The sequence below is a fragment of the Cupriavidus sp. FW305-26 genome, from assembly GCF_058787975.1.
Window position 1 is genome coordinate 61,336 of record NZ_JBYTAH010000006.1, and the last position, 24,386, is coordinate 85,721.

The 24,386-nt window shown below is 68.0% G+C and carries 20 protein-coding genes; 10 read left to right on the forward strand and 10 right to left on the reverse strand.

The window, feature by feature from the left end:
- Positions 1 to 125: 125 nt before the first annotated feature.
- A complete protein-coding gene (locus tag AC3WQZ_RS05955; protein WP_010813657.1) occupies positions 126 to 1,655 on the reverse strand; it encodes an acyl--CoA ligase in 1,530 nt (509 codons plus the stop codon).
- Positions 1,652 to 3,133, reverse strand: a complete 1,482-nt coding sequence (gene sauS / locus AC3WQZ_RS05960; RefSeq protein ID WP_058696659.1) for an acylating sulfoacetaldehyde dehydrogenase — start codon at positions 3,131 to 3,133, stop codon at positions 1,652 to 1,654. The genes AC3WQZ_RS05955 and sauS overlap by 4 nt, the downstream gene beginning before the upstream one ends.
- A 207-nt stretch (positions 3,134 to 3,340) precedes the next feature.
- Between sauS and AC3WQZ_RS05965 the strand changes: the two genes are divergently transcribed.
- Positions 3,341 to 4,099, forward strand: a complete 759-nt coding sequence (locus AC3WQZ_RS05965; RefSeq protein ID WP_010813655.1) for an IclR family transcriptional regulator — start codon at positions 3,341 to 3,343, stop codon at positions 4,097 to 4,099.
- 74 nt (positions 4,100 to 4,173) lie between these two features.
- Here the strand turns inward: AC3WQZ_RS05965 and AC3WQZ_RS05970 are convergent, their stop codons facing one another.
- The 4 genes from AC3WQZ_RS05970 to AC3WQZ_RS05985 form a co-directional block, all read right to left on the reverse strand.
- Positions 4,174 to 4,980, reverse strand: a complete 807-nt coding sequence (locus tag AC3WQZ_RS05970; protein ID WP_010813654.1) for a BPSS1780 family membrane protein — start codon at positions 4,978 to 4,980, stop codon at positions 4,174 to 4,176.
- Positions 4,981 to 4,985: 5 nt separating this feature from the next.
- The gene (locus AC3WQZ_RS05975; RefSeq protein ID WP_058696658.1) at positions 4,986 to 5,981 is read right to left on the reverse strand and encodes a homoserine kinase; all 996 of its coding nucleotides are present in this window, start codon (positions 5,979 to 5,981) and stop codon (positions 4,986 to 4,988) included.
- Between the two features lie 131 nt (positions 5,982 to 6,112).
- Positions 6,113 to 6,547, reverse strand: coding sequence for a membrane protein (locus AC3WQZ_RS05980; RefSeq protein WP_010813652.1), 435 nt, complete (start codon positions 6,545 to 6,547; stop codon positions 6,113 to 6,115).
- Positions 6,548 to 6,767: 220 nt separating this feature from the next.
- Positions 6,768 to 7,715 carry an LOG family protein gene (locus AC3WQZ_RS05985; protein WP_011615808.1) on the reverse strand — a complete coding sequence of 316 codons (948 nt, stop codon included), beginning with the start codon at positions 7,713 to 7,715 and terminating at the stop codon, positions 6,768 to 6,770.
- A 4-nt stretch (positions 7,716 to 7,719) separates the two neighbouring features.
- On the opposite strand from AC3WQZ_RS05985, the gene polA reads away from it, so the two are divergent.
- The 4 genes from polA (at position 7,720) to AC3WQZ_RS06005 (ending at position 14,068) form a co-directional block, all read left to right on the forward strand.
- Complete coding sequence (gene polA, locus AC3WQZ_RS05990; protein WP_492300162.1) at positions 7,720 to 10,536, forward strand: DNA polymerase I; 2,817 nt, start codon at positions 7,720 to 7,722, stop codon at positions 10,534 to 10,536.
- A 157-nt stretch (positions 10,537 to 10,693) separates the two neighbouring features.
- Positions 10,694 to 12,019, forward strand: coding sequence for an NAD(P)/FAD-dependent oxidoreductase (locus AC3WQZ_RS05995; RefSeq protein ID WP_058696656.1), 1,326 nt, complete (start codon positions 10,694 to 10,696; stop codon positions 12,017 to 12,019).
- A 158-nt stretch (positions 12,020 to 12,177) separates the two neighbouring features.
- The gene (locus AC3WQZ_RS06000) at positions 12,178 to 13,056 is read left to right on the forward strand and encodes a dienelactone hydrolase family protein (protein WP_010813648.1); all 879 of its coding nucleotides are present in this window, start codon (positions 12,178 to 12,180) and stop codon (positions 13,054 to 13,056) included.
- A 121-nt stretch (positions 13,057 to 13,177) separates the two neighbouring features.
- Positions 13,178 to 14,068 (forward strand): ZIP family metal transporter, encoded by an 891-nt coding sequence (locus AC3WQZ_RS06005; RefSeq protein ID WP_011615804.1) that lies wholly within the window; start codon positions 13,178 to 13,180, stop codon positions 14,066 to 14,068.
- Between the two features lie 2 nt (positions 14,069 to 14,070).
- Here AC3WQZ_RS06005 and AC3WQZ_RS06010 read toward each other — a convergent pair whose 3' ends face one another.
- The 3 genes from AC3WQZ_RS06010 to AC3WQZ_RS06020 form a co-directional block, all read right to left on the reverse strand.
- Positions 14,071 to 14,928 carry a sulfurtransferase gene (locus AC3WQZ_RS06010; protein ID WP_010813646.1) on the reverse strand — a complete coding sequence of 286 codons (858 nt, stop codon included), beginning with the start codon at positions 14,926 to 14,928 and terminating at the stop codon, positions 14,071 to 14,073.
- A 49-nt stretch (positions 14,929 to 14,977) separates the two neighbouring features.
- Entirely contained in the window at positions 14,978 to 15,901 is a 924-nt protein-coding gene (locus AC3WQZ_RS06015) for a DMT family transporter (protein ID WP_010813645.1), read from the reverse strand.
- A 212-nt stretch (positions 15,902 to 16,113) separates the two neighbouring features.
- Positions 16,114 to 17,217: an aromatic ring-hydroxylating oxygenase subunit alpha gene (locus AC3WQZ_RS06020; protein WP_035815796.1), complete on the reverse strand. Its 1,104-nt coding sequence runs from the start codon at positions 17,215 to 17,217 to the stop codon at positions 16,114 to 16,116.
- A 380-nt stretch (positions 17,218 to 17,597) separates the two neighbouring features.
- Here AC3WQZ_RS06020 and AC3WQZ_RS06025 point away from each other — a divergent pair, with 380 nt between their 5' ends.
- From AC3WQZ_RS06025 to folE2, 4 genes are all read left to right on the forward strand, one after another.
- Positions 17,598 to 17,906 carry an exodeoxyribonuclease VII small subunit gene (locus tag AC3WQZ_RS06025; protein WP_010813643.1) on the forward strand — a complete coding sequence of 103 codons (309 nt, stop codon included), beginning with the start codon at positions 17,598 to 17,600 and terminating at the stop codon, positions 17,904 to 17,906.
- Positions 17,903 to 18,787 (forward strand): polyprenyl synthetase family protein, encoded by an 885-nt coding sequence (locus tag AC3WQZ_RS06030; protein WP_010813642.1) that lies wholly within the window; start codon positions 17,903 to 17,905, stop codon positions 18,785 to 18,787. The genes AC3WQZ_RS06025 and AC3WQZ_RS06030 overlap by 4 nt, the downstream gene beginning before the upstream one ends.
- A 25-nt stretch (positions 18,788 to 18,812) precedes the next feature.
- Positions 18,813 to 20,729, forward strand: coding sequence for a 1-deoxy-D-xylulose-5-phosphate synthase (gene dxs / locus AC3WQZ_RS06035; protein ID WP_492300163.1), 1,917 nt, complete (start codon positions 18,813 to 18,815; stop codon positions 20,727 to 20,729).
- A 217-nt stretch (positions 20,730 to 20,946) separates the two neighbouring features.
- The gene (folE2, locus tag AC3WQZ_RS06040) at positions 20,947 to 21,750 is read left to right on the forward strand and encodes a GTP cyclohydrolase FolE2 (RefSeq protein ID WP_010813640.1); all 804 of its coding nucleotides are present in this window, start codon (positions 20,947 to 20,949) and stop codon (positions 21,748 to 21,750) included.
- A gap of 59 nt (positions 21,751 to 21,809) precedes the next feature.
- Here folE2 and tsaD read toward each other — a convergent pair whose 3' ends face one another.
- The gene (gene tsaD, locus AC3WQZ_RS06045; RefSeq protein ID WP_010813639.1) at positions 21,810 to 22,844 is read right to left on the reverse strand and encodes a tRNA (adenosine(37)-N6)-threonylcarbamoyltransferase complex transferase subunit TsaD; all 1,035 of its coding nucleotides are present in this window, start codon (positions 22,842 to 22,844) and stop codon (positions 21,810 to 21,812) included.
- Positions 22,845 to 23,001: 157 nt separating this feature from the next.
- On the opposite strand from tsaD, the gene AC3WQZ_RS06050 reads away from it, so the two are divergent.
- Positions 23,002 to 24,267, forward strand: coding sequence for a BaiN/RdsA family NAD(P)/FAD-dependent oxidoreductase (locus tag AC3WQZ_RS06050; RefSeq protein ID WP_010813638.1), 1,266 nt, complete (start codon positions 23,002 to 23,004; stop codon positions 24,265 to 24,267).
- Positions 24,268 to 24,386: the final 119 nt, after the last annotated feature.

A 24,386-nucleotide genomic window follows, 5' to 3' on the forward strand; every position in this document is an offset into this window, starting at 1 on the left:
GGGCGCGGCGCCGGCCGCGCTGCCCCGTCCTTGAGCAATCTGTCTGCAGTCTTGAGTCGTGTCTCCTGGTCTGGTGGATTCCGGTCGGGCAGGCTCCTTGGCGAGGGTTGTGGAAGGGGGAAGGTTCAGGCGTGGTCGAGCAGCTTCAGCCGCTGCACCTTGCCGGACGGGCCGCGCGGCAGCTCGGCGATAAAGCGGAACTCCTTCGGCGTCTTGTAGCGGCCCAGCTCGCGCAGGCAATGCGCGCGCAGCGCCGCGTCATCGCAGCGCGCGGCCTCGCGCATGACCACGTAGGCAACGATCTCCTGCCCGTAGGCCGGGTCCGGCACGCCTACCGCCGCGGCTTCGAGCACGCCCGGATGGCGCAGCAGCGCCTCGTCGATCTCGCGCGGGGCGATGTTCTCGCCGCCCTTGATGATCAGTTCCTTGGCGCGCCCGCTGATGTAGAAATAGCCATCGGCGTCGCGGTAGCCGAGATCGCCCGTGCGCAGCCAGCCATCGTGCGTAAAGGCCTCGCGCGTGATGTCCGGCGCCTTGTAGTAGCCCGCCATCACGCTCTCGCCCTGCAGCACGATCTCGCCGACCTGTCCGTCAGGAGCCGGCTTGCCGTCGCGCCCGAGCACGCGTGCGCGCGTGCCAGATGGCCTGCCGATGCTGCCGATGCGCCGCTGGCCCGGGTCGAGCGGATTGCTGAACGCCGGTGCGGCAGTCTCGGTCATGCCCATGGTCTCGATCACGCCGATGCCGAAGCGCGCCTCGAAGGCGCGGTGATGCTCGGGCGGCAGCGCGGCCGAGGCCGAGCGGCAGAAGCGCACGCCGGCCGGGGCCTGGCCGTGCGGATCGTTCAGCAGGTAGGCGATGATGGTCGGCACCACGTTCAGCCAGGTGCATCCGTGGCGCGCGCTGTCCTGCCAGAACGCGCTGGCGGAAAAGCGCATCGGCATCACCACCGAGCCGCCGTGCACCAGCGGCGCGATCGCGGTCACGACCAGGCCGTTGATGTGATACAGCGGCAGCGTTGCCAGCACCCGGTCGGCCGGCCCGAGGCAGTGCTCGCGGCTGACGTTGGTGCCGTTGGCCACCAGGTTGCGCTGCGTCAGCAGCACGCCTTTGGGCGTGCCGGTGGTGCCGGACGTGTACATGAGCAGCGCGGGCGCGTCAGGCTGCGGTGGGGGCAGTGGCGACGCAGCATCATGCGTGGCAGGCAGTGCCGGCAGGCTGTTGGCATCGGGCGCGGTGACGAGCACCGGCACGTCCAGTCCGGCCTCGCGCAGGGCCTCGCGGATGGCGGCTTCTCCGTCGGGCCAGGTGAAGACCAGCCGCGTATCCGAGTGCGCCAGGATGTAGCGCAGCTGCGCCGGCTGGCACAGCAGGTTGATCGGATTGACCACCAGCCCGCAGGCCATGGTGCCGAGCAGGAGCCGCGCGGTCTGCTCGCCGTTGGGCAGGTACACCGACACCGTCTGGCCGCTGCCCAGGCCGGCTGCCGCATAGCTGCGGCCGAGCGTGCCGGCGTCCGTCGCCAGCGCGCCGAAAGTGAGCGCATGGCCGCTGTCCGGGGACAACAGGTAGGGCTTGTCGGGCCACTGCGCGGCGCGCACGGCAATCAGCGCGGCAAGCGTGTCGAACACTTCGGGTTCCGTGCGCGCGTTCATTTGCCGACCCTCGCGAAGTAGTCGCCCAGCAGGTCCGCTTCATCGGGCACGTGCTCGGCGATGGGCACGGCGATGCGGGTGATATTCAGGTATTGGCGCCAGCCGAGGTTGTCCGAGAAGTTGTTGCCGCCCCAGGTGCCGCAGCCCATCGACAACGAGAACGGCAGGCCGTTGTCGAAATTCCCGCCGGTGGCGAAGCAGTGCGCCTGGTTCACGATCACGCGCGCCACCGGCAGCTCTTGTCCAAGCTGCAGCGCATGGCGCGGGTTGGACGAATGCAGGCTGACCGAATGCCCGGCGCCCATATAGGCGTACAGGCTCGCCACGCGCTCGACCGCCGCCGCGAAGTCGGTCGCGCGGTAGAGCGTCAGCACGGGCGAGAGCTTCTCGCCGGAGAAGGGGTAGTCGCTGCCGACACCGGTTTCCTCCACCAGCAGCATCGCGGGCTGCAGCGCGCGCACGCGTTCCAGCCCGGCGAGCTCGGCAATGCGGGTCGCGCTCTGTCCCGTGAAGCTGCCGGCGAGCTTGGCGTCGCGCCACATCAGCGCCTGCAGCCGCGCTTTCTCCGAAGCCGTGAGCAGCACGCCGCCGACCGCCGCCAAGGCGTCGAGCATGGGCGTGTAGACCGCGTCGACTACGACCAGGCTGTTCTCCGAAGAGCAACTGGTGGCATTGTCGAAGGTCTTGGAGCGCGCCACCTTGGCTGCCGCGTCATCCAGCGTGGCGCTGGCGTCGATGATCGATGCCACATTGCCGGCGCCCACGCCGAAGGCCGGCGTGCCGCAGGTGTAGGCCATGCGCACGTTGGCCTGCGAGCCGGTCGCGACCACCAGGTCGGCCTGCCGCATGAGCTCCGCCGTCGCGGTCTTCGAGACCGGCGCGGGCAGCATCTGGACCAGGTCGGCGGGCAGGCCGGCGCGCGCAAACTCGGCGTGGATGAACGACAGCAGCAGCGCGCAGGTGTCCTGCCCCTTCGGCGACGGCGCCAAGATCACGCTGTTGCCGCACTTGAGCGCGTTGATGATCTTGTTGGCCGGCGTGGCCGCAGGATTGGTCGAAGGCGTAATGGCCGCCACCACGCCCACGGGCCGCGCGATCTCGGTGATGCCGGCTGCCGCATCCTGCGCGATCACGCCCACCGTCCTGCGGCCATGCAGGTCGCGCAGCAGGCCCAGCGTCTTGCGGTGGTTCTTGCGGATCTTGTCGTCGACATTGCCCAGCCCGGTGTCGGCGACGGCACGCTCGGCCAACTGGCGGTTGCGCGCGGGCTCCATGATGGCCCACGCGGCAGCGGCGACTGCCGTGTCGACGGTGGCCTGGTCGGCACGCGCGAACTCGCGCTGCGCCTGCCTGGCCCGGGCCACGACCGCAGTGACGGCTTCAGCCGCGGCTTGCGCTGGCTGCACGGGCAGGGATGCCGTCGGTAGGGGCAAATCGGAATTGTTGGACTGCCGGCGATGCAGTATTTGCACACTCATGGATTCGACTCCGCGGTTTGGACGGTTAGGGCCGCCGCGCTTTGTCGTGCACTTCGCGGCACCGTCGGCGGCCCTGGATCGAATCTAGTGAAGCGGGGCAGACAGGCCGTCCCAATTTGTGCGCTTTCGCGAGCGCGCAGCCGGGGTGCGATCGAGAATTCAGTTTTCGGGACGGCCATGCGTCCCGGAATCCTTTAAATTTGATCCATGAGCAATCATTCGAATGCCGCCGCCGTGCGCGCCTTCCGCATTCTCGAGATCCTGTCCGCGGCCGACGGACCGCTGTCGCTGGCGGCCATCGTGCAGGCGATCGAGCTGCCGAAGCAGACCGTCCACCGCATCCTCAAGCAGCTTGAAAGCACTTGGCTGGTGTCGCGCACTGCCGGCAACCGCCACTACGAGTGCTCGTCGCGCGTGCGGCAGCTGGCCGTCAATGTGCTGATGCAGGCAGGTCCGGCGGCGGCGCGCCATGCGATCCTGCAGCAGCTGGTCGACAAGATCGGTGAGACCTGCAACCTGACCATGCTGTCCGGCGACGACGTGGTCTACCTGGACCGCGTGGAAACGCAATGGCCGCTGCGCATGCACCTGCAGCCGGGCTCGCGGGTGCCGCTGCACTGCACCGCCAGCGGCAAGCTGCTGCTGGCGTTCCTGCCGAGCGCGCAGCGCCAGCGCCTGGTCGCCAGCCTGCCGCTGCGCGCGCATTCGGCGCACACCATTACCAATGCCGAGGCCTTGCACGCGGAACTGGCCGAGACACGGCAGCGGCGCCTGGGGGTCAACAATCAGGAAAACCTGGAAGGCATGATCGCGGTCGCGGTGCCGGTGATGCGCAACCGGAGCCGCGCCTGCGCGGCGATTGCCGTGCAGGTGCCGATGGCGCGCATGACGATGGACCAGCTGATGGGATTCGTGCCGGACCTGCGCCTGGCAGCGGACGAGATGGTGAAGACGTTCTGCGAATAGGCCGTGAGGGCGGTGTGCTCCCTCTCCCGCAAGCGGGAGAGGGAGCACACGATCGCGCAGCGAGCGCCCGTTGTTCAGGCCCCGGGAGTTGCCGGCGCGGTCGGATCTACCCCCGGCGGCGTCACGTTGAAGCAGCCCCGGTACGTCGCATAGAACGAGCAGTACAGGATCGCCAGCATCAGCAGCGAATATGGCGTGACCAGGAACGACAGCACCGTCTCCGCGCCGAAGGCGCTGAACACCGCCTCCAGGAAGAACGGGATCGCCACCAGCAGCATCGCGAACAGCACCGCGTAGGTGAGGAAGGCGCCGCGGTTGCGCCAGCACGCGGTCCAGCTGAAGAACAGTGCCTTGACCGGCGGCACGCCGTGCCAGGCTGCCAGCAGCGGCGCGAACCAGAACATCATCGCGATCGGCGTGTACAGCAGCGCGCCGATCAGCATGGCGTAGTACAGCTGGCGCACCGCTTCGGCGGTCGGCGCTTCTTCCTTCAGCACGATCGGCACCAGCGCGCTCATGTCGACCACCGAGCCGGCGATCAGCCCCAGCATGAACACCAGCCCGGCGTAGATGCCGCCCAGCACCAGCAGGTTGCGCGTGGCTTCCTTGCCGTTGGCGCGGAAACCCGCCAGCAGCACGGTGGGCATCACCCGCTTGTTCTGGATCACGTCGCGGCATGCGGTCATCACGCCGACCGACAGGCCGGGGGTGACCACCAGCAGCGCGATGATGCCGATCAGCGGCACCACGATGGCCAGCTGCGCGGCGATCAGGTAGACGAACAGCAGCATCAGGAAGGTCAGCGGGTTCTTGCGGAACAGCCAGATGCCCTGGCGGAACCAGGTGTAGCCTTCCTTGGCAGGGACTTCCAGTAGTTGCATACGGATCAGATCCAGGGGAGCGGGGCGCTTGCAGGGTCCGCGCCGATGCGCCGGCGCAGGATGCGTTCGAAATGGGTCGGGTCGTGCGGTTGCAGCATGTCGGCCTCGCGCGGCAGGTAGAAGTCCCACAGTCGCGATACCCAGAAGCGCAGCGCACCCGCGCGCAGCATGTCCTGCCAGCGCGCGGCCTCGGTGGCGGTCAGCGGCCTCACGGCATGATAAGCCCGCAGCAGGGCCTGCGTGCGCGCGGGGTCGAGTTCGCCGCTGGCCAGGTCGATGCACCAGTCGTTGACGGTGACTGCCACATCGAACAGCCACTTGTCGTTGCCGGCGAAGTAGAAGTCGAAAAAGCCGCCCAGGCGGTGGCGTCCGCTGCCGTCTTCCTCGAACAGCGCGTTGTCGCGGAACAGGTCGCAGTGGCACGGGCCCGAGCCCAGGCCGGCGTAGTCCGTGCTGGCGAAGAAGGCGGCCTGGTGGGCGATCTCCTGCTGCAGCAGCGCGCGCTGGCCGGCATCCAGGAAGGGCAGGATCTCAGGCTCGGTCTGCCGCCACCAGGGCAGGCTGCGCAGGTTGGGCTGCTGGCGCGGATAGTCCTGGCCGGCCAGGTGCATGCGTGCCAGCATGTCGCCCACTTCAGCGCAGTGCTGCGCGTCGGGCGCCAGTTGCGATGCGCCCGGCAGGCGCGTGACGATGGTGGCGGGCTTGCCCTTGAGCGGGCGCAGGATCTCGCCGTCGCGTGCCGGGATCGGCGCGGGCACGCGGATGCCGCGCTCGGCCAGGTGCGCCATCAGGTGCAGGTAGTACGGCAGCTGCGCGAACGTGAGCCGCTCGAAAATGGTCAGCACATACTGGCGCGTCTGGCCATCGTGCTCCGTGGTGAGGAAGAAATTGCTGTTCTCGATGCCCGAGGCGATGCCGCGCAGCTCGCGCACTTCGCCAAGGTTGAAATCCAGCAGCCAGCGGGCGATCTCGTCCTGCGAGACCGTGGTGAATACGGCCATACTCGTTGTGTGAAGCGAATCGGAAAGCGGCGGGCACCGGTTCCGGACAAAGTCCGGGCCGCCGCCGCGGCATGACACTGCCGGAGGGCCGGCGCGGCCTGGGGCTTACGCCAGGCCGTGGGCAAGCGAACTCAGAACTTCAGGTTGACCGAAGGCACGCGGTTGACATCGTGCTCGCGGATCTTGGGCGAGCTGTCTTCCGGCTTGCTCATCTCGTATTTAGTGCCGAAACCCGACCTGACCTGGATATCGGTGGCCCGTCCCTTGTCGCGGTACTCGCGCACCTGGGTGCCATCGCGTTCATTGAGCTGGAAGCTCGGCTGGCGCGGCTGGTTCAGTTGCGACTTGGCCGTCGGGGCGATCGGCTGGTTGTTGATCTGGTTCAGCTCCTGCTGCGTCAGCGCATTGCTTTCCTGCGCGACGGCCCAGCCGGAAGCCAGCGCCAGCGCGGCGGCGGCCACGGCGGCGAGGCTGGACACGGACCGCCTGGCAGGCGATTCAGGCTCGCCGGCCACGGCGGAAGACCGCGTGGGCCGGACCGAGCGGGCGGTGGAGGGGGAGGTCATCAGGTGCTCCTGTGCGGGGCTGCGGCGCAGCTTGCGCGCAACCCCGCGGCATGCAGCGGTTGGACTGCAACCCGGCGGCGCCGGGCTTGGCAGACGGACAGGTTCCATTCTAGCAATTCCTGCCGTGCGCAGGCCGCTGCCGTGCCCCGGGGGGCACCTGCGCAACGGGCGCCGGGTGCCGGGTACGTGGCTTGGCGCCGCGCGCCCCGGCGTCCATGCCTTACAGGTAAAACATCTCTTCCTTGGGCGGAATCGGCTTGTCGCCGCCGCGCTGCTCGTAGTAGTCGTAGACCGCTTCCAGCACTTCGTGCGGTTCGTCGACGATCTTCATCAGGTCCAGGTCGTGCTCGGCGATCAGGCCCATCGGCAGCAGCGTGAAGCGGAACCAGTCCAGCAGGCCCTTCCAGAAGCGGCTGCCGAACATGATCACCGGCACCGAGCGCGACTTGCCGGTCTGCACCAGCGTCAGCACCTCGGCCAGCTCGTCGAGCGTGCCGAAGCCGCCCGGCATCACGATAAAGGCGTCCGAATTCTTGACGAAGGTGACCTTGCGCGTGAAGAAGTGGCGAAAGCGCATGGCAATGTCCTGGTACGGATTGCCCTGCTGCTCGTGCGGCAGTTCGATGTTCAGGCCGACGCTGGCGGACTTGCCGGCATGCGCGCCCTTGTTGGCCGCTTCCATGATGCCGGGGCCGCCGCCGGAGATCACGGCAAAGCCGGCGTCCGAAAACAGCCGGGCGATCTCGATGGTGCGCTGGTAGTACGGCGAATCCTCGCGCAGGCGCGCGCTGCCGTAGATCGACACGGCCGGGCGGATCTCGGAGAGGTACTCGGTGGCCTCGATGAACTCTGCCATAATCGTGAACATTTGCCACGAGGCGCGCGCCTTCTTTGCGGTAGCGCGGTCTTCGTCGGCCAGCGCACGCAGGCTGGGGATCATCTTGCGCGGATTGGCGCGCGCGGCCGCAGCAGCGGCCTTTTCAGCAGCAACTTCGGGCGGATTGCCCGCGGCAGCAGCATCGGCCGCCGCGGCGATGGCCGCGGCGTGCTCGGAAGCAGCCTCCGGCGGGGGTTGTACGGTATCGCCGGAAATGTCGGAAACATCCGGGTCAGCAAGGGGGGCGGTCGAGGCACCGCCTGCAGCGGCACCAGTCAATTTTGAGTCCATGGGAATGTCGGATAGTCCAAAAACACTCTTGCTCGTCGATGGATCGAGCTATCTGTATCGCGCTTATCACGCTCTGCCGGACCTGAGGAATGGGGAGGGTCTGCCCACAGGGGCAATCTACGGCATGATCAACATGCTGCGCAAGTTGCGCAACGACTACCCGGCAGAGTATAGCGCCTGCGTGTTCGACGCCAAGGGCAAGACCTTCCGCGACGACATGTATCCGGCCTACAAGGAACATCGCCCGTCGATGCCGGAAGACCTGGCGCGCCAGATCGAGCCGATCCATGAGGCCGTGCGCGCCATGGGCTGGCCGATCGTGGTGGTTGATGGCGTGGAGGCCGACGACGTGATCGGCACGCTGTCGCGCCAGGCCACGGAGCAGGGCGTGCGCACGGTGGTGTCCACCGGCGACAAGGACCTGGCGCAGCTGGTCAACGACCAGGTCACGCTGGTCAACACCATGAGCGGCGAGGTGCTCGATCCCCCTGGCGTGGTTGCCAAGTTCGGCGTGCCGCCCGAGCGCATCATCGACTACCTGTCGCTGATCGGTGATGCGGTCGACAACGTGCCGGGCGTGCCCAAGGTGGGCCCCAAGACCGCGGTCAAATGGCTGGCCGAGCATGGCTCGCTCGACGGCGTGATCGCCGCCGCCCCCGGTATCAAGGGCGTGGTCGGCGAGAACCTGCGCAATACGCTGGACTGGCTGCCGATGGCGCGCCAGCTGGTCACGGTCAAGACCGACTGCGACCTCTCCGCCGCGGTGGCGGACTTCCACGCGCTGCGCGAAACGGGCGAGGACAAGGACAAGCTGGTAGCGTTTTTCTCGCGCTACGGCTTCAAGACCTGGCTGCGCGAAGCGACCGGCGAAAGCCTGCCCGATGCCCGCGCCCAGGCCCGCGCCCGCGCGGCCGCCGCGCCGGCGCAAGGCGGCCTGTTCGATGTGCCGGCCACGGCCGGCGCAGCCGAGGCACCGGCAGCGGACCAGGTCGCGCCGACCGAGATCCGCTACGACACGGTCAGCACCGAAGCCCAGCTGGAAGACTGGATGCGGCGCATCGAGGCCGCGCCGCTGGTGGCCATCGACACCGAGACCACCTCGCTGGACCCGATGCAGGCGCAGCTGGTCGGCATCTCGCTGTCGGTCGAGCCGGGCGTAGCCTGCTATATCCCGGTGGCGCACCGTGGCCCGGACGTGGCCGGGCTGCCCGACCACGGCCAGCTGTCGCGCGAGTTCGTGCTGGGGCGCATGCGCGCATGGCTGGAAGATGCCAGCCGCCCGAAGCTGGGCCAGAACCTCAAGTACGACGTCCATGTCTTTGCCAACCATGGCGTGAAGCTGCGCGGCGTGGCGCACGACACCATGCTGCAGAGCTACGTGCTGGCCTCGCATCGCAACCATGGCATGGACAGCCTGGCCGAGCGCCTGCTGAGCCTGAAGACCATCACCTATGAAGAGGTGTGCGGCAAGGGCGCCAGCCAGATCGGCTTCGACCAGATCGACCTGGCGCGCGCCACCGAATACGCTGCCGAAGACGCTGACGTGACCCTGCGCCTGCACCGCAAGATGTTCCCGCAGGTGGAAGCCGCGGCGGGCCTGCGCCGCGTGTATGAAGAGATCGAGATGCCGGTCTCGGTGGTGCTGCAGAAGGTCGAGCGCAACGGCGTGCTGATCGATGCCGAACGCCTGGCCGCGCAGAGCGCCGAGTTGGGCCAGCGCATGCTGGCGCTGGAGCAGGCCGCCTACGAGGCCGCCGGCCAGCCCTTCAACCTGGGCTCGCCCAAGCAGATCGGCGAGATCCTGTTCAGCCAGATGAAGCTGCCGGTGGTGAAGAAGACCGCCAGCGGCGCGCCCTCGACCGACGAAGAGGTGCTGCAGAAGCTGGCCGAGGACTACCCGCTGCCCAAGCTGCTGCTGGACTACCGCGGCCTGGCCAAGCTCAAGTCCACCTATACCGACAAGCTGCCCAAGATGGTCAACCCGCAGACCGGCCGCGTGCACACCAGCTACGGCCAGGCCACCGCGGTGACCGGCCGGCTGGCGTCGACCGAGCCCAACCTGCAGAACATCCCGGTGCGCACCGAGGAGGGCCGCCGCATCCGCGAAGCCTTTATCGCCGAGCCCGGCAGCGTGATCGTGTCGGCCGACTACTCGCAGATCGAGCTGCGCATCATGGCCCATATCTCGGGCGACGAGAACCTGCTGCGCGCCTTTGCCAACGGCGAGGACATCCACCGCGCCACGGCCGGCGAGATCTTCGGCGTGGAGCGCGAGGCCGTCAGCAGCGAGCAGCGCCGCTACGCCAAGGTGATCAACTTCGGCCTGATCTACGGCATGAGCGCGTTCGGCCTGGCCGGCAACCTGGGTATCGAGCGCGAGGCCGCAAAGCACTACATCGACCGCTATTTCATGCGCTACCCGGGCGTGGCCCACTACATGGAAGAGACCCGGCAGACCGCGCGCGAGCAAGGCTATGTCGAGACCGTGTTCGGCCGCCGGCTGTGGCTGCCCGACATCAACGGCGGCAGCGGCCCGCGCCGGCAGGCCGCCGAGCGCGCCGCCATCAACGCGCCGATGCAGGGCACCGCCGCCGACCTGATCAAGCTGTCGATGATCGCGGTGCAGGGCTGGCTGGAGCGCGACGGGCTGCAGACGCGCCAGATCATGCAGGTGCACGATGAACTGGTGTTGGAGGTGCCGGAGCATGAGCTGGAGCTGGTCAAGGTGCGGCTGCCGGAGCTGATGTGCTCGGTGGCGCAGCTGCGCGTGCCGCTGGTGGCCGAAGTGGGCAGCGGCGCCAACTGGGAAGAAGCGCACTGACGAGGCCGCCTGTCAGCCAGCCTGCGCCGCCCATGCGTTGTGGTATCGAATGAAGCGACTGCCGAGTCAGGCTTACCGGCTTGCCAGTTATGCTGCAATGCAGCAGACTGTGGCAAACGCCTCAGGCAAGAATTTACAAAAACGCATCAGGTAGACCATGACAGAAACAAGGACGCCTCGCATCGTTGTCGTCGGTGGGGGAGCAGGGGGGCTGGAACTGGTAACGAAGCTGGGCGACAAGCTCGGCCGCAAGGGGCAGGCGCAGGTGGTGCTGGTGGACCGCCTGCCCACCCACATCTGGAAGCCGCTGCTGCATGAAGTGGCAGCCGGCAGCATGGACCCCAACACGCACCAGCTGGAATACGCGGCGCAGGCGCGCTGGCATCACTTCGAGTTCCAGCTGGGCGAGCTGACCGGCATCGACCGCATCCGCAAGACCATCTCGGTGTCGGCCAGCTTCGACGAGGACGGCGCCGAACTGCTGCCGGCGCGCGAGCTGCCCTATGACACGCTGGTGCTGGCGATCGGCTGCGTCACGCATTTCTTCGGCGTGCCCGGCGCGGCCGAGAATGCCATCGCACTGGACGTCGTGGCGCAGGCCGAGCGCTTCCGCAAGCGCCTGATCGCGGCCTGCGTGCGGGCCCAGAACGGGCGCGGGCGCGTGGGCGCGGACGGCCGGCCGCGCGTTGACGTGGCCATCATTGGCGCGGGCGCCACCGGCGTGGAGCTGTCGGCCGAACTGCGCAACACCGCGCACGTGCTCAGCGCCTACGGCCTGCACCAGCTTGATCCGCGCCGCGATGTGCATATCCACGTGATCGAGGCCGGCCCGCGCATCCTGCCGGCGCTGTCCGAGCGGGTCTCGGTCGAGACCGCCAAGCTGCTGAAGAAGCTCGACGTCGATGTCCTGACCAGCGAGCGCGTGACCGAGGTCACGCCGCAGGCGGTGCTGACCGCCAGCGGCAAGCATATCGATGCCGACCTGACGGTATGGGCGGCGGGCATCACCGCGCCGCCGGTGCTGGCCACACTGGGGCTGCCGGTCAGCCGCCAGGGCCAGATCGTGGTCGGCCCGACGCTGCAGAGCGAGGGCGACCCGGACATCTTCGCCTTCGGCGACTGCGCCAGCTGCCCGTGGGCCGAGAAGCAGACCACGGTGCCGCCGCGCGCACAGGCCGCGCACCAGCAGGCCACCTTCCTCTACAGCGCGCTGCGCGCGCGGCTGGACGGGCGCCCGCTGCCGTCGTTCGCCTTCAAGGATCTCGGCTCGCTGGTGTCGCTGGGGCATTTCAGCGCAGTGGGCAGCCTGATGGGCGGGCTGATCGGCGGCTCGATGTTCATCGAAGGGCTGATGGCGCGCGTCATGTACACGTCGCTGTACCGGATGCATGTGATGGCGTTGCACGGCGCCGTGGGCATGGCGCTGGACACGGTTTCGCACTGGCTGCGCCGCAAGACCAGCCCGCGCGTCAAGCTGCACTGACGCGCGCCGGGCCGGGGCTTCCCGCGCTGCACCATGCCGCGCGGGCTGGTGGCGTGCGGGGGTGGCTGCAAGGCCGCCCCATGTTTTCTCCATGTCTGCTTAAAATCTGCCGCTGGCGCCGCATCCCGGCCCAGCCACCAACGATCCTGGAGACACGCATGCTCAAACCGGAAGTGGATAGCCTCGTCCCCGGCCAGACGTTCGACCGCCGCGGCTTTGTCAAGACGGCGCTGGGTTCCGCCTTTGCGGCGGCCGCGCTGCCGGTGATGGCCCAGCAGGCCATCAAGACCGACTTTGCCGGCCTGAGCGCCGGCGAGGTCACCATCCCCTCGGGCGGCTTCAGCATGCCGGCCTACCGCGCCCAGCCCGAAGGCAAGAAGAACCTGCCGGTGGTGCTGGTGGTCAGCGAGATCTTCGGCGTGCACGAGCATATCGCCGACGTGTGCCGGCGCTTTGCCAAGCTGGGCTACCTGGCGATCGGGCCGGAACTGTTCGCGCGCCAGGGCGATCCGCAGAGCTTCGGCACCATCCAGGAGCTGCAGCGCGAGGTGATTGCCAAGGTGCCTGACGCGCAGGTGATGGGCGACCTGGACGCCGCGGTGGCCTGGGCCGGTGCCAACGGCGGCGACGTGTCGCGCCTGGCCATCACCGGCTTCTGCTGGGGCGGGCGCATGACCTGGCTCTATGCAGCGCACAGCAAGCGCCTGAAGGCCGGCGTGGCCTGGTATGGCCAGCTGGCGCCCGAGCCGACCCCGCTCAAGCCGAAGAATCCCATCGACCTGGTCGGCCAGCTCCATGCCCCGGTACTCGGCCTGTATGGCGGCAAGGACACCGGCATCCCGCAGGAGCAGGTGGAGAGGATGAAGTCCGCGCTGGCGGCGTCGTCCGACCCGGACGCCAAGGCCTCGCGCTTTATCGTCTATCCCGAGTCCGGCCATGCCTTCCATGCCGATTACCGGCCCAGCTACCGTGAAGCCGATGCCAGGGATGGCTGGCAGAAGTGCCTGGACTGGTTCAGGCAGCACGGCGTGGCCTGATCCGGCCGTCCCGGCGCCGCGAGGCGCCTCTCGCCCGACAGCAGGATTGCAAAGTCCCGGCGGATACGTACAATGCGGCCTTTGAGTTATTGCAACATTGTTGCGTTAGCCGCCCGGCGCGATGCGGGCGGAACGGCGGGGCCGCCCGGTACCGCCACCCCGGGAGCCCATCATCCATTCGACGCTTTTGTATATCCTGCTCGCCGCCACGATCTCGGGGGTGGGCAGCATCTTCGGGGCGGCGCTGCTGTCGCTGACGGTGGCGTCCCGCGTGGTCGAGCGCATGGTGAGCTTTTCAGTGGGCGTGCTGCTGGCCACCGCGCTGCTGCATTCGCTGCCCGAGGCGTTCGAGTCCGGCGCCGACCCGCGCGCGCTGTTCGGCACGCTGCTGGCGGGGCTGCTCGGCTTCTTCCTGCTGGAAAAGATCTCGCTGCTGCGTCACTCGCACCACCACGAGGGCGACGGGCACCACCACCACCACGGCCATGACCGCGAGGAAGCGGGGCGCAGCGGCCTGACCATCCTGGTCGGCGACACCTTCCACAATTTTGCCGACGGCATCGTGATCGCGGCGGCCTTCCTGGCCGATCCGCATATCGGCGTGGTCACCGCGCTGGCAATCGCGGCGCACGAGATCCCGCAGGAAGTCGGCGACTTCATCGTGCTGCTCAATGCCGGCTTCTCCAAGGCCCGTGCCTTTGCCTTCAACCTGCTGTCGAGCCTGGCGGCCATCGCCGGCGGCGTGGTCGGGTATTTCCTGCTCGACCAGCTGAGCGGCTGGATTCCGTACGTGCTGGTGATTGCCGCCAGCAGCTTCCTCTATATCGCGGTCAGCGACCTGATGCCCCAGATGCAGCGCAAGCCGCGCTGGCGCGAGTCGGCGATCCAGGTGGTGCTGGTGGCCGCGGGCATCTCGGCGATCGTCTTCATCACCAACGGCGTGCACGAGAGCCACAGCCACGGCGGGCACGGCCATATTGCGCCCGCCGCGCCCATTGCCTCGTCACGCTGACCTCAGGCGGCCCCGGTAGCGACCGGGCGCGCCGGATCGGCGCACCATTCGCTCCATGATCCCGGGTACAGCGCCGCGCCGCCCAGGCCGGCCGCTTCCAGCGCCAGCAGGTTGTGGCAGGCCGTGACACCGGAGCCGCACTGCATCACTGCCTGCGCCGGGGCGCGCGCACCCAGCACTGCGCCGAATTCCGCGCGCAGGGTCTCGGCCGGCTTGAAGCGGCCGTCCGCGCCCAGGTTGTCCTTGAAGAAGCGGTTGACCGCGCCGGGGATATGGCCGCCAACCGGGTCCAGCGTCTCGTTCTCGCCGCGGAAGCGGTCGGGCGCGCGCGCATCCACCACCAGCAGCGAGGCGCGCTCGAGGTTGTCCACCAGCGCGGCGGCGTCGACGGTCGGCGCCAGCGACTTGCGGCGTTGGAACTTGCCGGGCAATTCCGGCTCTTCCGTGGCATCGTGTTCGAGCGGCAGGCCGGCCTTGACCCAGGCGTCCTTGCCGCCGTCGAGCACGGCCACGGCATCGTGGCCGAGCCAGCGCAACAGCCACCACAGCCGCGCGGCGAACATGCCGCCCTGCGCATCGTAGGCCACTACCGGGGTGTCGTCGTCCACGCCCAGCGCCTGCAGGCGCGCCACCAGGTCGTCGGCGTCGGGCAGGGGGTGGCGGCCGTTGCTGCCGGTCTTGGGGCCGGACAGCTCGTTGTCCAGGTGCAGGTAGAAGGCGCCGGGCAGGTGGCCGGTGCGGTAGGCCTCGCGGCCGGCGGCCGGGTCGGCCAGGTCGAAGCTGCAGTCGATCACGACGCAGCCGCCGGGGGTGGCCAGCAGCGATTGCAGCGCGGTGACGGAAATCAGCGGTTTCTGCATGGGAATCCTGTTGCGATCGATGGAAAGGGGTCTAGTTCACCAGGGGATGCTACACCTCGGGATGGACTTCCGCCTCCGGCGACTTGACCGGCGTGGCCGGCGTGGGCTTGGCATCGGTGCCCTGGCGCGCGCGCATCAGCGTGGTGGCGATGCCGCTGGCGATGATCAGCCCCATGCCCAGCCACGACAGCCAGTTCAGCCGGTCGGACCAGATCAGCATGCCCCACACGCTGGAAAAGACGATGCCGGCGTATTGCAGGTTGGCGGTCAGCAGCGTGTTGCCGCGCTTGTAGGCGCGCGTCATCGCGGTCTGGCCCAGCGTGGCCAGGATGCCGATGGCCAGCAGCAGGCCGGCGCCGTACCAGGTATGCGCGCTGACGCCGCCCAGCAGCATCCACACCAGCCCGGCGATCATGCCGACCAGCGAGAAATAGAACACGATGCGGCCCTCGGGCTCGCCCAGCTGGCCGAGCTGGCGCACCTCGACATAGGCCAGCGCCGTGAACATGCCCGAGATCAGTCCGACCAGGCCGCCGGTCAGCTGGTCCTTGCCGACCGAAGGCTGCAGCAGGCAGATCACGCCGGCAAAGGACAGCAGGATCGCCAGCACCAGGCGCCGGTCGGCATTGCCGCCGGTGCCGGCCAGCGCCGCGCCGGCGCCCAGGATCAGCGCGATCCACACCGGCGACATGTAGTTCAGCGTCATCGCGGTGGCCAGCGGCAGCAGCGAGATCGAGGTGAACCACAGCATCAGCGCGGTCACGCCGAACACGCTGCGCTTGATGTGCGACAGCATGTAGGGCGTGCGCACCGGGATCCCGCGCGAGGACAGCAGCACCCACATGATGACCACGCTGATCAGGCCGCGGTAGAAGACGATCTCGCCGGTGGTGTAGAGATCGGATGCCAGCTTGACGCCAACCCCCATCAACGAGAAGGCGAAGGCGGCGAACAGCATCCAGAGCGATTGCATGGCGAGGGGCGCGGTGAAGCGAAACGAAGCGGGAAGGAGAGGCGTCCGGCGCGCGGGCGGGCTTCGTGTCTGGCCTCGCGTCGCGCAAGCGGTGTGGCTGCCGGCACCGGACAATGATTCTAGCAGCGCACTTCGCGTCCCAAAGGGAAACGGACCGCCAGGGGCGGTCCGTTCTTGCGTGCGTTGTGCGGTTATCGCACTAGTCCGCCGGACTAGCCGGCGTAAGCCATGGCGCGGCGATACCACTCATGGAAATGCTGCATGCCGTCTTCCATCGGCGACTGGTACGGCCCGACTTCGCTGGTGCCGCGCTTGAGCAGCGCCAGCCGGCCGGCATCCATGCGTTCGGCGATCTCGTCGTCCTCGATGCAGGTTTCCATGTAGGCGGCGCGCTCGGCCTCGACGAACTCGCGCTCGAACAGCGCGATTTCCTCGGGGTAGTAGAACTCCACCACATTGCGCGTCTTGCGCGGGCCGACCGGGTGCAGCGTCGAGATCACCAGCACGTTGGGGTACCACTCCACCATGATGTTGGGGTAGTAGGTCAGCCAGATCGCGCCGTGCTTGGGCAGCACGCCGTCGTTGAAGCGCAGCACCGCGTCGTGCCATTTCTGGTAGGTCGGGCTGCCGGGGCGCTTCAGGCCGGCATGCAGGCCCACGGTCTGCACGCTGTGCCACTCGCCGAACTCCCACTTGAGGTCGTCGCACGAGACGAAGCTGCCCAGCCCCGGGTGGAACGGCACGACGTGGTAGTCCTCCAGGTAGACCTCGATAAAGGTCTTCCAGTTGTAGTCGCACTCGTGCACCTCGACGTGGTCCAGCATGTAGCCGTCGAAGTTCAGGTCCTGGGCCACGCCCAGCCTGGCCAGGTCGGCGCGCACGTCGCGCTTGCCGTCGAACAGCAGCCCGTTCCAGTTCTGCAGCGGCGAGCGCTTCAGGTGCAGGCAGGGTTGCTTGTCGAAATGCGGCGCGCCGAGCAGCTCGCCCTTCAGGTCGTAGGTCCAGCGGTGCAGGGGGCAGACGATGTTCTGCGCATTGCCGCGGCCGTTGAGCATGATGGCCTGGCGGTGGCGGCAGACGTTGGACATCAGTTCGATGCCGGCGGCGTTGCGTACCAGCATGCGGCCTTCGTCCTCTGCCCTGAGCGTGTGGTAGTCGCCGACTTCCGGAACCATCAGCTCGTGGCCGATATAGCCCGGGCCATTCCTGAACAGCAGTTCGAGTTCTTGTTGATGCAGCGCTTCGTCGAAATAGACGCCGACGGGCAGTTGCGAATCAGCCGGCGCCAGGTTGAGCGCGGTGCTGAGATTGGACATTATCCCCACTCCCAGATGAACAGGTGAAAGCAGTGAACAACCCAACCATCGAAAATTGAATCGATTTGGGAAAGACTTCCGCCAGGTCGGCAAGGTCCGGTAGCCCCCTGGCGGCGAGGGGGAGATTGTACCCGACCCAAAAAGTTAAGGGACTGATTTTTTTGCCTTTTTAGCGAAAAAGTCGACCCGGGTCGTCATCGGGGTGCCGTACCGGGCGCATTCGGAAAGACGACCCGAGCGCACAAGTCACTTCTGTGGTTTGTGCACCCCGATAGGTCCACGCCGACCGTGCGCAAGGATGGGGCAAGCTCCCGCTTTGGCGTAAAATCCGGGCTTCCCCATCCGGGTTTCCCCCGGGGTCCTTGATTCCAGGTCCTGATATGCCAAAAACGACGACCGCTCCGGTCCAGACCGACAACACCGCCGACACCAGCGCATCGGCGCCGCCCGCTTCCTACGAAGCGGCGATGGCCGAGCTGGAAACGCTGGTGGCCAGCATGGAAAGCGGCGAACTGCCGCTGGAGGCATCGCTGGCGGCCTACCGCCGCGGCGCCGAGCTGGTGCGCTACTGCCAGCAGAAGCTGGAGCGGGTCGAGCAGCAGGTCCGCGTGCTGGAAGGTGACGTGCTCAAGCCGCTGGCCGGCGAGGGCAATGGCGCCAACGGTGCACTGGGGGCGGACGAGGCATGAGTGACTTTGCCCAATGGATGCAGGCCCAGGGCGCCCGCACCGAGGCCGCCCTGCAGGCGGCGCTGCCCGCTGCCGAGACCGTGCCGCATACGCTGCACGAAGCCATGCGCTATGCTGCACTGAGCGGCGGCAAGCGCGTGCGGCCGCTGCTGGTGCATGCCGCCGGCGAGGTCAGCGGGGCGGCTCCGGCCGCCTGCGACGCGGCGGCATGTGCGGTGGAGATGATCCACGCCTATTCGCTGGTGCACGACGACATGCCCTGCATGGACGACGACGACCTGCGCCGCGGCCGGCCCACCGTGCACAAGGCCTATGACGAGGCCACCGCATTGCTGGTTGGCGACGCGCTGCAGACCCAGGCCTTTATCGTGCTGGCGGGTGCCGGGGCGATCGCGCCCGCGGCGCGGCTGCAGCTGGTGGCCGAGCTGGCGCTGGCGTCGGGCTCGACCGGAATGGCCGGCGGCCAGGCGATCGACCTGCAGAACGTGGGCCGCGCCATGACGCGCGAGGCGCTCGAGGCCATGCATCGCATGAAGACCGGCGCGCTGTTGCGCGCCAGTGTGCGCATGGGTGCGCTATGTGGTGAAATCGACGCCGAGGGCCTGGCCGCGCTGGATCGCTATGCGGCGGCAGTGGGATTGGCGTTCCAGGTGGTTGACGATATTCTGGACGTCACTGCCGATACCGCCACGCTGGGCAAGACCGCCGGCAAGGACGCCGCCCATGACAAGCCGACCTATGTGTCGCTGATGGGGCTTGACCCGGCACGCGCACTGGCCGGGACGCTGCGCGCCGACGCACACGAGGCGCTGGCCGGCTTTGGCGAGCGCGCGGACCGCCTGCGGGACCTGGCGGACCTGATCGTGCTGCGCACACACTAAACAGAGAGCCGGCCGAACGGACATCATGACCTACGCACTCCTCAACAAGATTGACGCCCCCGCAGACCTGCGCAAGCTCGACCGGCGTGAGCTCCGGACCCTGGCGGACGAACTGCGCGCCTATGTGCTGGAGTCGGTCTCGCAGACCGGCGGCCACCTGTCGTCCAACCTGGGCACGGTCGAGTTGACCATCGCGCTGCACTACGTCTTCAACACCCCGGACGACCGGCTGGTGTGGGACGTGGGCCACCAGAGCTACCCGCACAAGATCCTGACCGGACGCCGCGAGCGCATGGGCACGCTGCGCCAGTGGGGCGGCATCTCTGGCTTCCCGCGCCGCAGCGAGAGCGAATACGACACCTTCGGCACGGCGCATTCGTCGACCTCGATCTCGGCCGCGCTGGGCATGGCGCTCGGTGCGCGCACGCTGGGCGAGAAGCGCGTCTCGGTGGCGGTGATCGGCGACGGCGCCATGACCGCGGGCATGGCCTTCGAGGCCCTGAACAACGCCGGCGTCTACAAGGACCTGCCGTTGGTGGTGGTGCTCAACGACAACGACATGTCGATCTCGCCGCCGGTGGGCGCGCTCAACCGCCACCTGGCGCGGCTCTTGAGCGGCCAGTTCTACGCGGCCACCAAGAAGGGCATCGAGAAGGTCCTGTCGGTGGCGCCGCCGGTGCTGGAGTTCGCCAAGCGCTTCGAGGAACATGCCAAGGGCATGATGGTGCCGGCCACGCTGTTCGAGGAATTCGGCTTCAACTACATCGGCCCGATCGACGGCCACGACCTGAACTCGCTGGTGCCGACGCTGCAGAATATCCGCGAGCGCGCGCTCGAGGGCGCCGGCCCGCAGTTCCTGCACGTGGTGACCAAGAAGGGCCAGGGCTACAAGCTGGCCGAGGCCGACCCGATCCTCTACCACGGCCCGGGCAAGTTCAACCCGGCCGAGGGCATCCGCCCGGCGGCCAAGCCGGCGCGCAAGACCTACACGCAGGTGTTCGGCGACTGGCTGTGCGACATGGCCGCAGCCGACAAGCGCCTGGTCGGCATTACGCCGGCGATGCGCGAGGGCTCGGGCATGGTCGAGTTCGAGCGGCGCTTCCCGGACCGCTACTACGACGTGGGCATCGCCGAGCAGCACGCCGTGACCTTTGCCGGCGGCCTGGCCTGCGAGGGTCTCAAGCCGGTGGTGGCGATCTACTCGACCTTCCTGCAGCGCGGCTACGACCAGCTGATCCACGACGTGGCGCTGCAGAACCTGCCGGTGGTGTTCGCGCTGGACCGTGCCGGCCTGGTCGGCGCCGACGGCGCCACGCACGCGGGTGCCTACGATATCGCCTACCTGCGCTGCATCCCAAACATGATGGTGATGACGCCGTCCGACGAGAACGAGTGCCGTCAGCTGCTGACCACGGCGTTCCACCAGGCGTGCCCGAGCGCCGTGCGCTATCCGCGCGGCTCCGGCCCGGGCGCGGCCATTGCCGCTGAGCTCACCACCGTGCCGGTCGGCAAGGGCGTGATGCGCCGCGAGGGAGGTGCGCGCGCGGGGCATCGCGTGGGCTTCCTGGCGTTCGGCTCGATGGTGCACCCGGCCCTGGGTGCCGCCGAGGCGCTGGATGCCGCGGTCGCCGACATGCGTTTCGTCAAGCCGCTCGACGTGGAGCTGGTCAAGCGCCTGGCCGCGGAGAACGACTACCTGGTGACCGTGGAAGAGGGCAGCGTGATGGGCGGCGCCGGCAGCGCCGTGCTGGAGGCACTGGCCGAGGCCGGCATCGACAAGCCGGTGCTGACGCTGGGCCTGCCCGACCGCTTCGTCGACCACGGCGACCCGGCCTATCTGCTGCAGCAATGCGGCCTGGATGCGGTCGGCATCGAGCGCTCGGTGCGCGAGCGCTTCGGGCTGGACCAGCCCAAGGTCACGGTCGCCTCGCGCGTGGCCTGATCACCTGCTGTCCCGAAGGGGATTCGGCCCTCGCACCACGAGTGCGTCCGAATTCCCTTAAACTCCCCTTTTTTGTGTTCGCAGCTGCGGGCCGGCGTGCCACTTGCCGGATCCCGTGGTTTCACACTCGTTGCGCGGCATGGATGGACTGCGAAATTGCCGCGACCGTAAGGGCTCGTGCCGTCCCCCTTGGGCGCGACCCTGGAGGAAACCGTAGATGAATGACATCAATCCCGCCTTCGTCATGCCCGACGTCCAGTCGAGCCCCGACACCCGCCAGATCCCCATCCAGCGTGTCGGTGTCAAAGGCGTGCGTTACCCCGTGACCCTGAAGACCCCGGCCGGCATCATGCCGAGCGTGGGCACCTTCAATCTCGACGTGCACCTGCCGGCGGACCAGAAGGGCACGCATATGTCGCGCTTCGTCGCGCTGCTGGAAGAAGAGCGCGCACCGCTGGAGCTGTCCAGCTTCCGGCTGATGCTGGACAAGATGCTGGAAAAGCTGGAAGCCGAGGCCGGCCGCATCGAGGTCACCTTCCCGTACTTCATCAGCAAGACCGCGCCTGTGTCGGGCGTGGAGTCGCTGCTGGACTACGAGGTCACGCTGACCGGCGAAGTGCGCGACGGCGCCGCGCGCGTGTTCCTGAAGGCGCTGGTGCCGGTGACCAGCCTGTGCCCGTGCTCGAAGAAGATCTCGCAGTACGGCGCGCACAACCAGCGTTCGCATATCACCATGAACGTGGAACTGGCCGGCGAGCTGCCGGTGGAAGCGCTGGTGCGCATGGCCGAGGAAGAGGCCTCGTGCGAGCTGTGGGGCCTGCTCAAGCGCCCCGACGAGAAGTTCGTCACCGAGCGCGCCTATGAGAACCCCAAGTTCGTCGAGGACCTGGTGCGCGATATCGCCATGCGCCTGAATGCGGATGATCGCATCGTGGCCTATGTGCTGGAGGCGGAGAACTTTGAGTCGATCCACAACCACAGCGCGTATGCGGTGATCGAGCGGGACAAGCGGGTCGACTGACCGCGTTGTCGCTGCAATAGAAATAGCCACCGCATGCGGTGGCTATTTTTTGGTCCGGTTCAGGCCGCCGAAGGCAGGCGGATATCCGCCAGGTCCCAGCGCGGCGTCACGCCGTAGCCATACTCGTGCCGCGCCAGTTCGGGCGCTGCCTGCAGCCGCATGGCGCCGGCAAACGCGATCATCGCGCCGTTGTCGGTGCAGAACGCCAAATCCGGGTAATACACGTCGATCTTGCGCTGCTTGCCCATCTGGTCCAGCCGCTCGCGCAACTGGCGGTTGGCACCCACGCCTCCCGCCACCACCAGCCGCTTGTGGCCGGTCTGCTTGAGCGCTGCCATCGACTTGGCGGCCAGCACGTCGACAATGGCATCGACAAAGGCGCGCGCCAGGTTGGCGCGATCCTGCTCGCAGGTGTTGGCGAGCTTGCGTGTTTGCGTCAGTACCGCGGTCTTCAGTCCGGCGAAGGAGAAATCCAGGTTGCCCGAATGCAGCATCGGCCGCGGCAGCGCAAAGGCGCCGGGGATACCGAATTCGGCCAGCCGCGACACTTCGGGGCCGCCCGGATAGCCCAGGCCCAGCAGCTTGGCGGTCTTGTCGAAGGCTTCGCCGGCGGCGTCGTCCAGGGTTTCGCCCAGCAGCGTGTAGTCGCCGATGCCGCGCACTTCCATCAACTGCGTATGCCCGCCCGACACCAGCAGCGCCACGAACGGGAAGGGCGGCGGCTCGCGCGTCAGCAGCGGCGACAGCAGGTGGCCTTCCAGGTGGTGCACGCCCACCATCGGCACGTTCAGCGCAAAGCCCAGTGCATTGGCCACCGAGGCGCCCACCAGCAGTGCGCCGGCCAGCCCGGGGCCCTGGGTGAAGGCGATGGCGTCGATGTCCTGGCGGGTACGGCCGGCATCGGCCAGCACCTGCTCCAGCAGCGGCAGCACGCGGCGGATATGGTCGCGCGACGCCAGTTCCGGCACCACGCCGCCGTAGTCGCGGTGCATGGCGATCTGCGAGTGCAGCGCGTGCGCGAGCAGGCCGGCGCCGGTGTCATAGAGGGCGAGGCCGGTTTCGTCGCAGGAGGATTCGATGCCGAGGACAAGCATGGGGAGCGCATAGGGCCGCCTCCTGTCAGGGAAACGGCTGTCGAAACAACAGGTTGCAGGAAGCGCGCAGGGTAGCACAGCAGCGCGCGGCGTGCTTTTCGCTACAATCTGCCCTTTCTCTGGCGGTGGCAATACACATGGATGCGCGAGGCGTGCAATGAGCGGGGCAACATCGGCCCGGACGGGCCGGTATGACGTGGCCGTGCTGGGTGCGGGCGCGGCCGGCATGATGTGTGCCGCCGTGGCCGGCCAGAACGGCGCGCGCGTGGTGCTGATCGACCATGCCACCAAGCTTGCCGAGAAGATCCGCATCTCGGGCGGCGGGCGCTGCAATTTCACCAACCTGCAGGCCGGGCCCGCCAACTACCTGTCGTCCAATCCGCACTTCTGCCGCTCGGCGCTGGCGCGCTACACGCCGCAGGATTTCCTTGGCCTGATGCGCCGCTACGGCATCGACTGGCACGAGAAACATCGTGGCCAGCTGTTCTGCAACGACAGCGCCGAAGACGTGATCGCCATGCTGCGCGCCGAATGCGACACCGGCCATGTGCGCTGGCACACCGGCTGCAGCGTGGCCGAGGTCCGGCGCGAGGGCGACGACTTCCTGCTGCTCACCGCTACCGGCACGGTGCGGGCCGGGGCGCTGGTGGTGGCCACCGGCGGCCTGTCGATCCCCAAGATCGGTGCCACCGACTTTGGCTATCGCATCGCCCGGCAGTTCGGGCTGGGCATCGTCGAAACCCGGCCGGCGCTGGTGCCGCTGACCTTCGATGGCAAGGACTGGGTGCCGTTCGCGCCGCTGGCCGGCGTGTCGCTGGAAGTGGATATCGCCACCGGCAACGGCAAGGCGGCCGGAGCCTTCCGCGAAGACCTGCTGTGGACCCATCGCGGCCTGTCCGGACCCGCCGTGCTGCAGATTTCCAGCTACTGGCGTCCCGGCACGCCGATCGCCATCGACCTCTTTGATGGCGAGGATGCCGCCGCCTGGCTGCTCGAGCAGAAGGCCGGCAGCCGCAAGCACCTGGGCAACCTGCTGGCGCAACGATTGCCGGCGCGGCTGGCCGATGCCTGGTGCGCGGCCTCGGGCGTGGATGCCGCCATGCCGCTGCATGATGTGACCGACAAGGCCCTGCGCAAGCTTGGCGCCACGCTCAACGGCTGGCGCATCGTGCCGTCGGGCACCGAGGGCTACCGCAAGGCCGAGGTCACGCTTGGCGGGGTCGACACGCGGGCGCTGTCGTCAACCACCATGATGGCGCGCGAGGTGCCGGGCCTGTATTTCATCGGCGAGGTGGTGGACGTGACCGGCTGGCTGGGCGGCTACAACTTCCAGTGGGCGTGGGCGTCCGCGGTGGCGGCGGGGCAGGCCGCGGCTGAGGCATCGCGCACCGCTTCGGCAGGGCAATCGGTAGCCCAAGGGTAGACTGGCGAGAGCTGGAAGGGCGGTGGGCGGCACTCGGCAAGTGTCCGTTGCACGCCACTTCCGCGTTCGATTGTTGGTGCTACAATCCAGAACTTCGTAGAGCCGCTTATCCCGAAAAT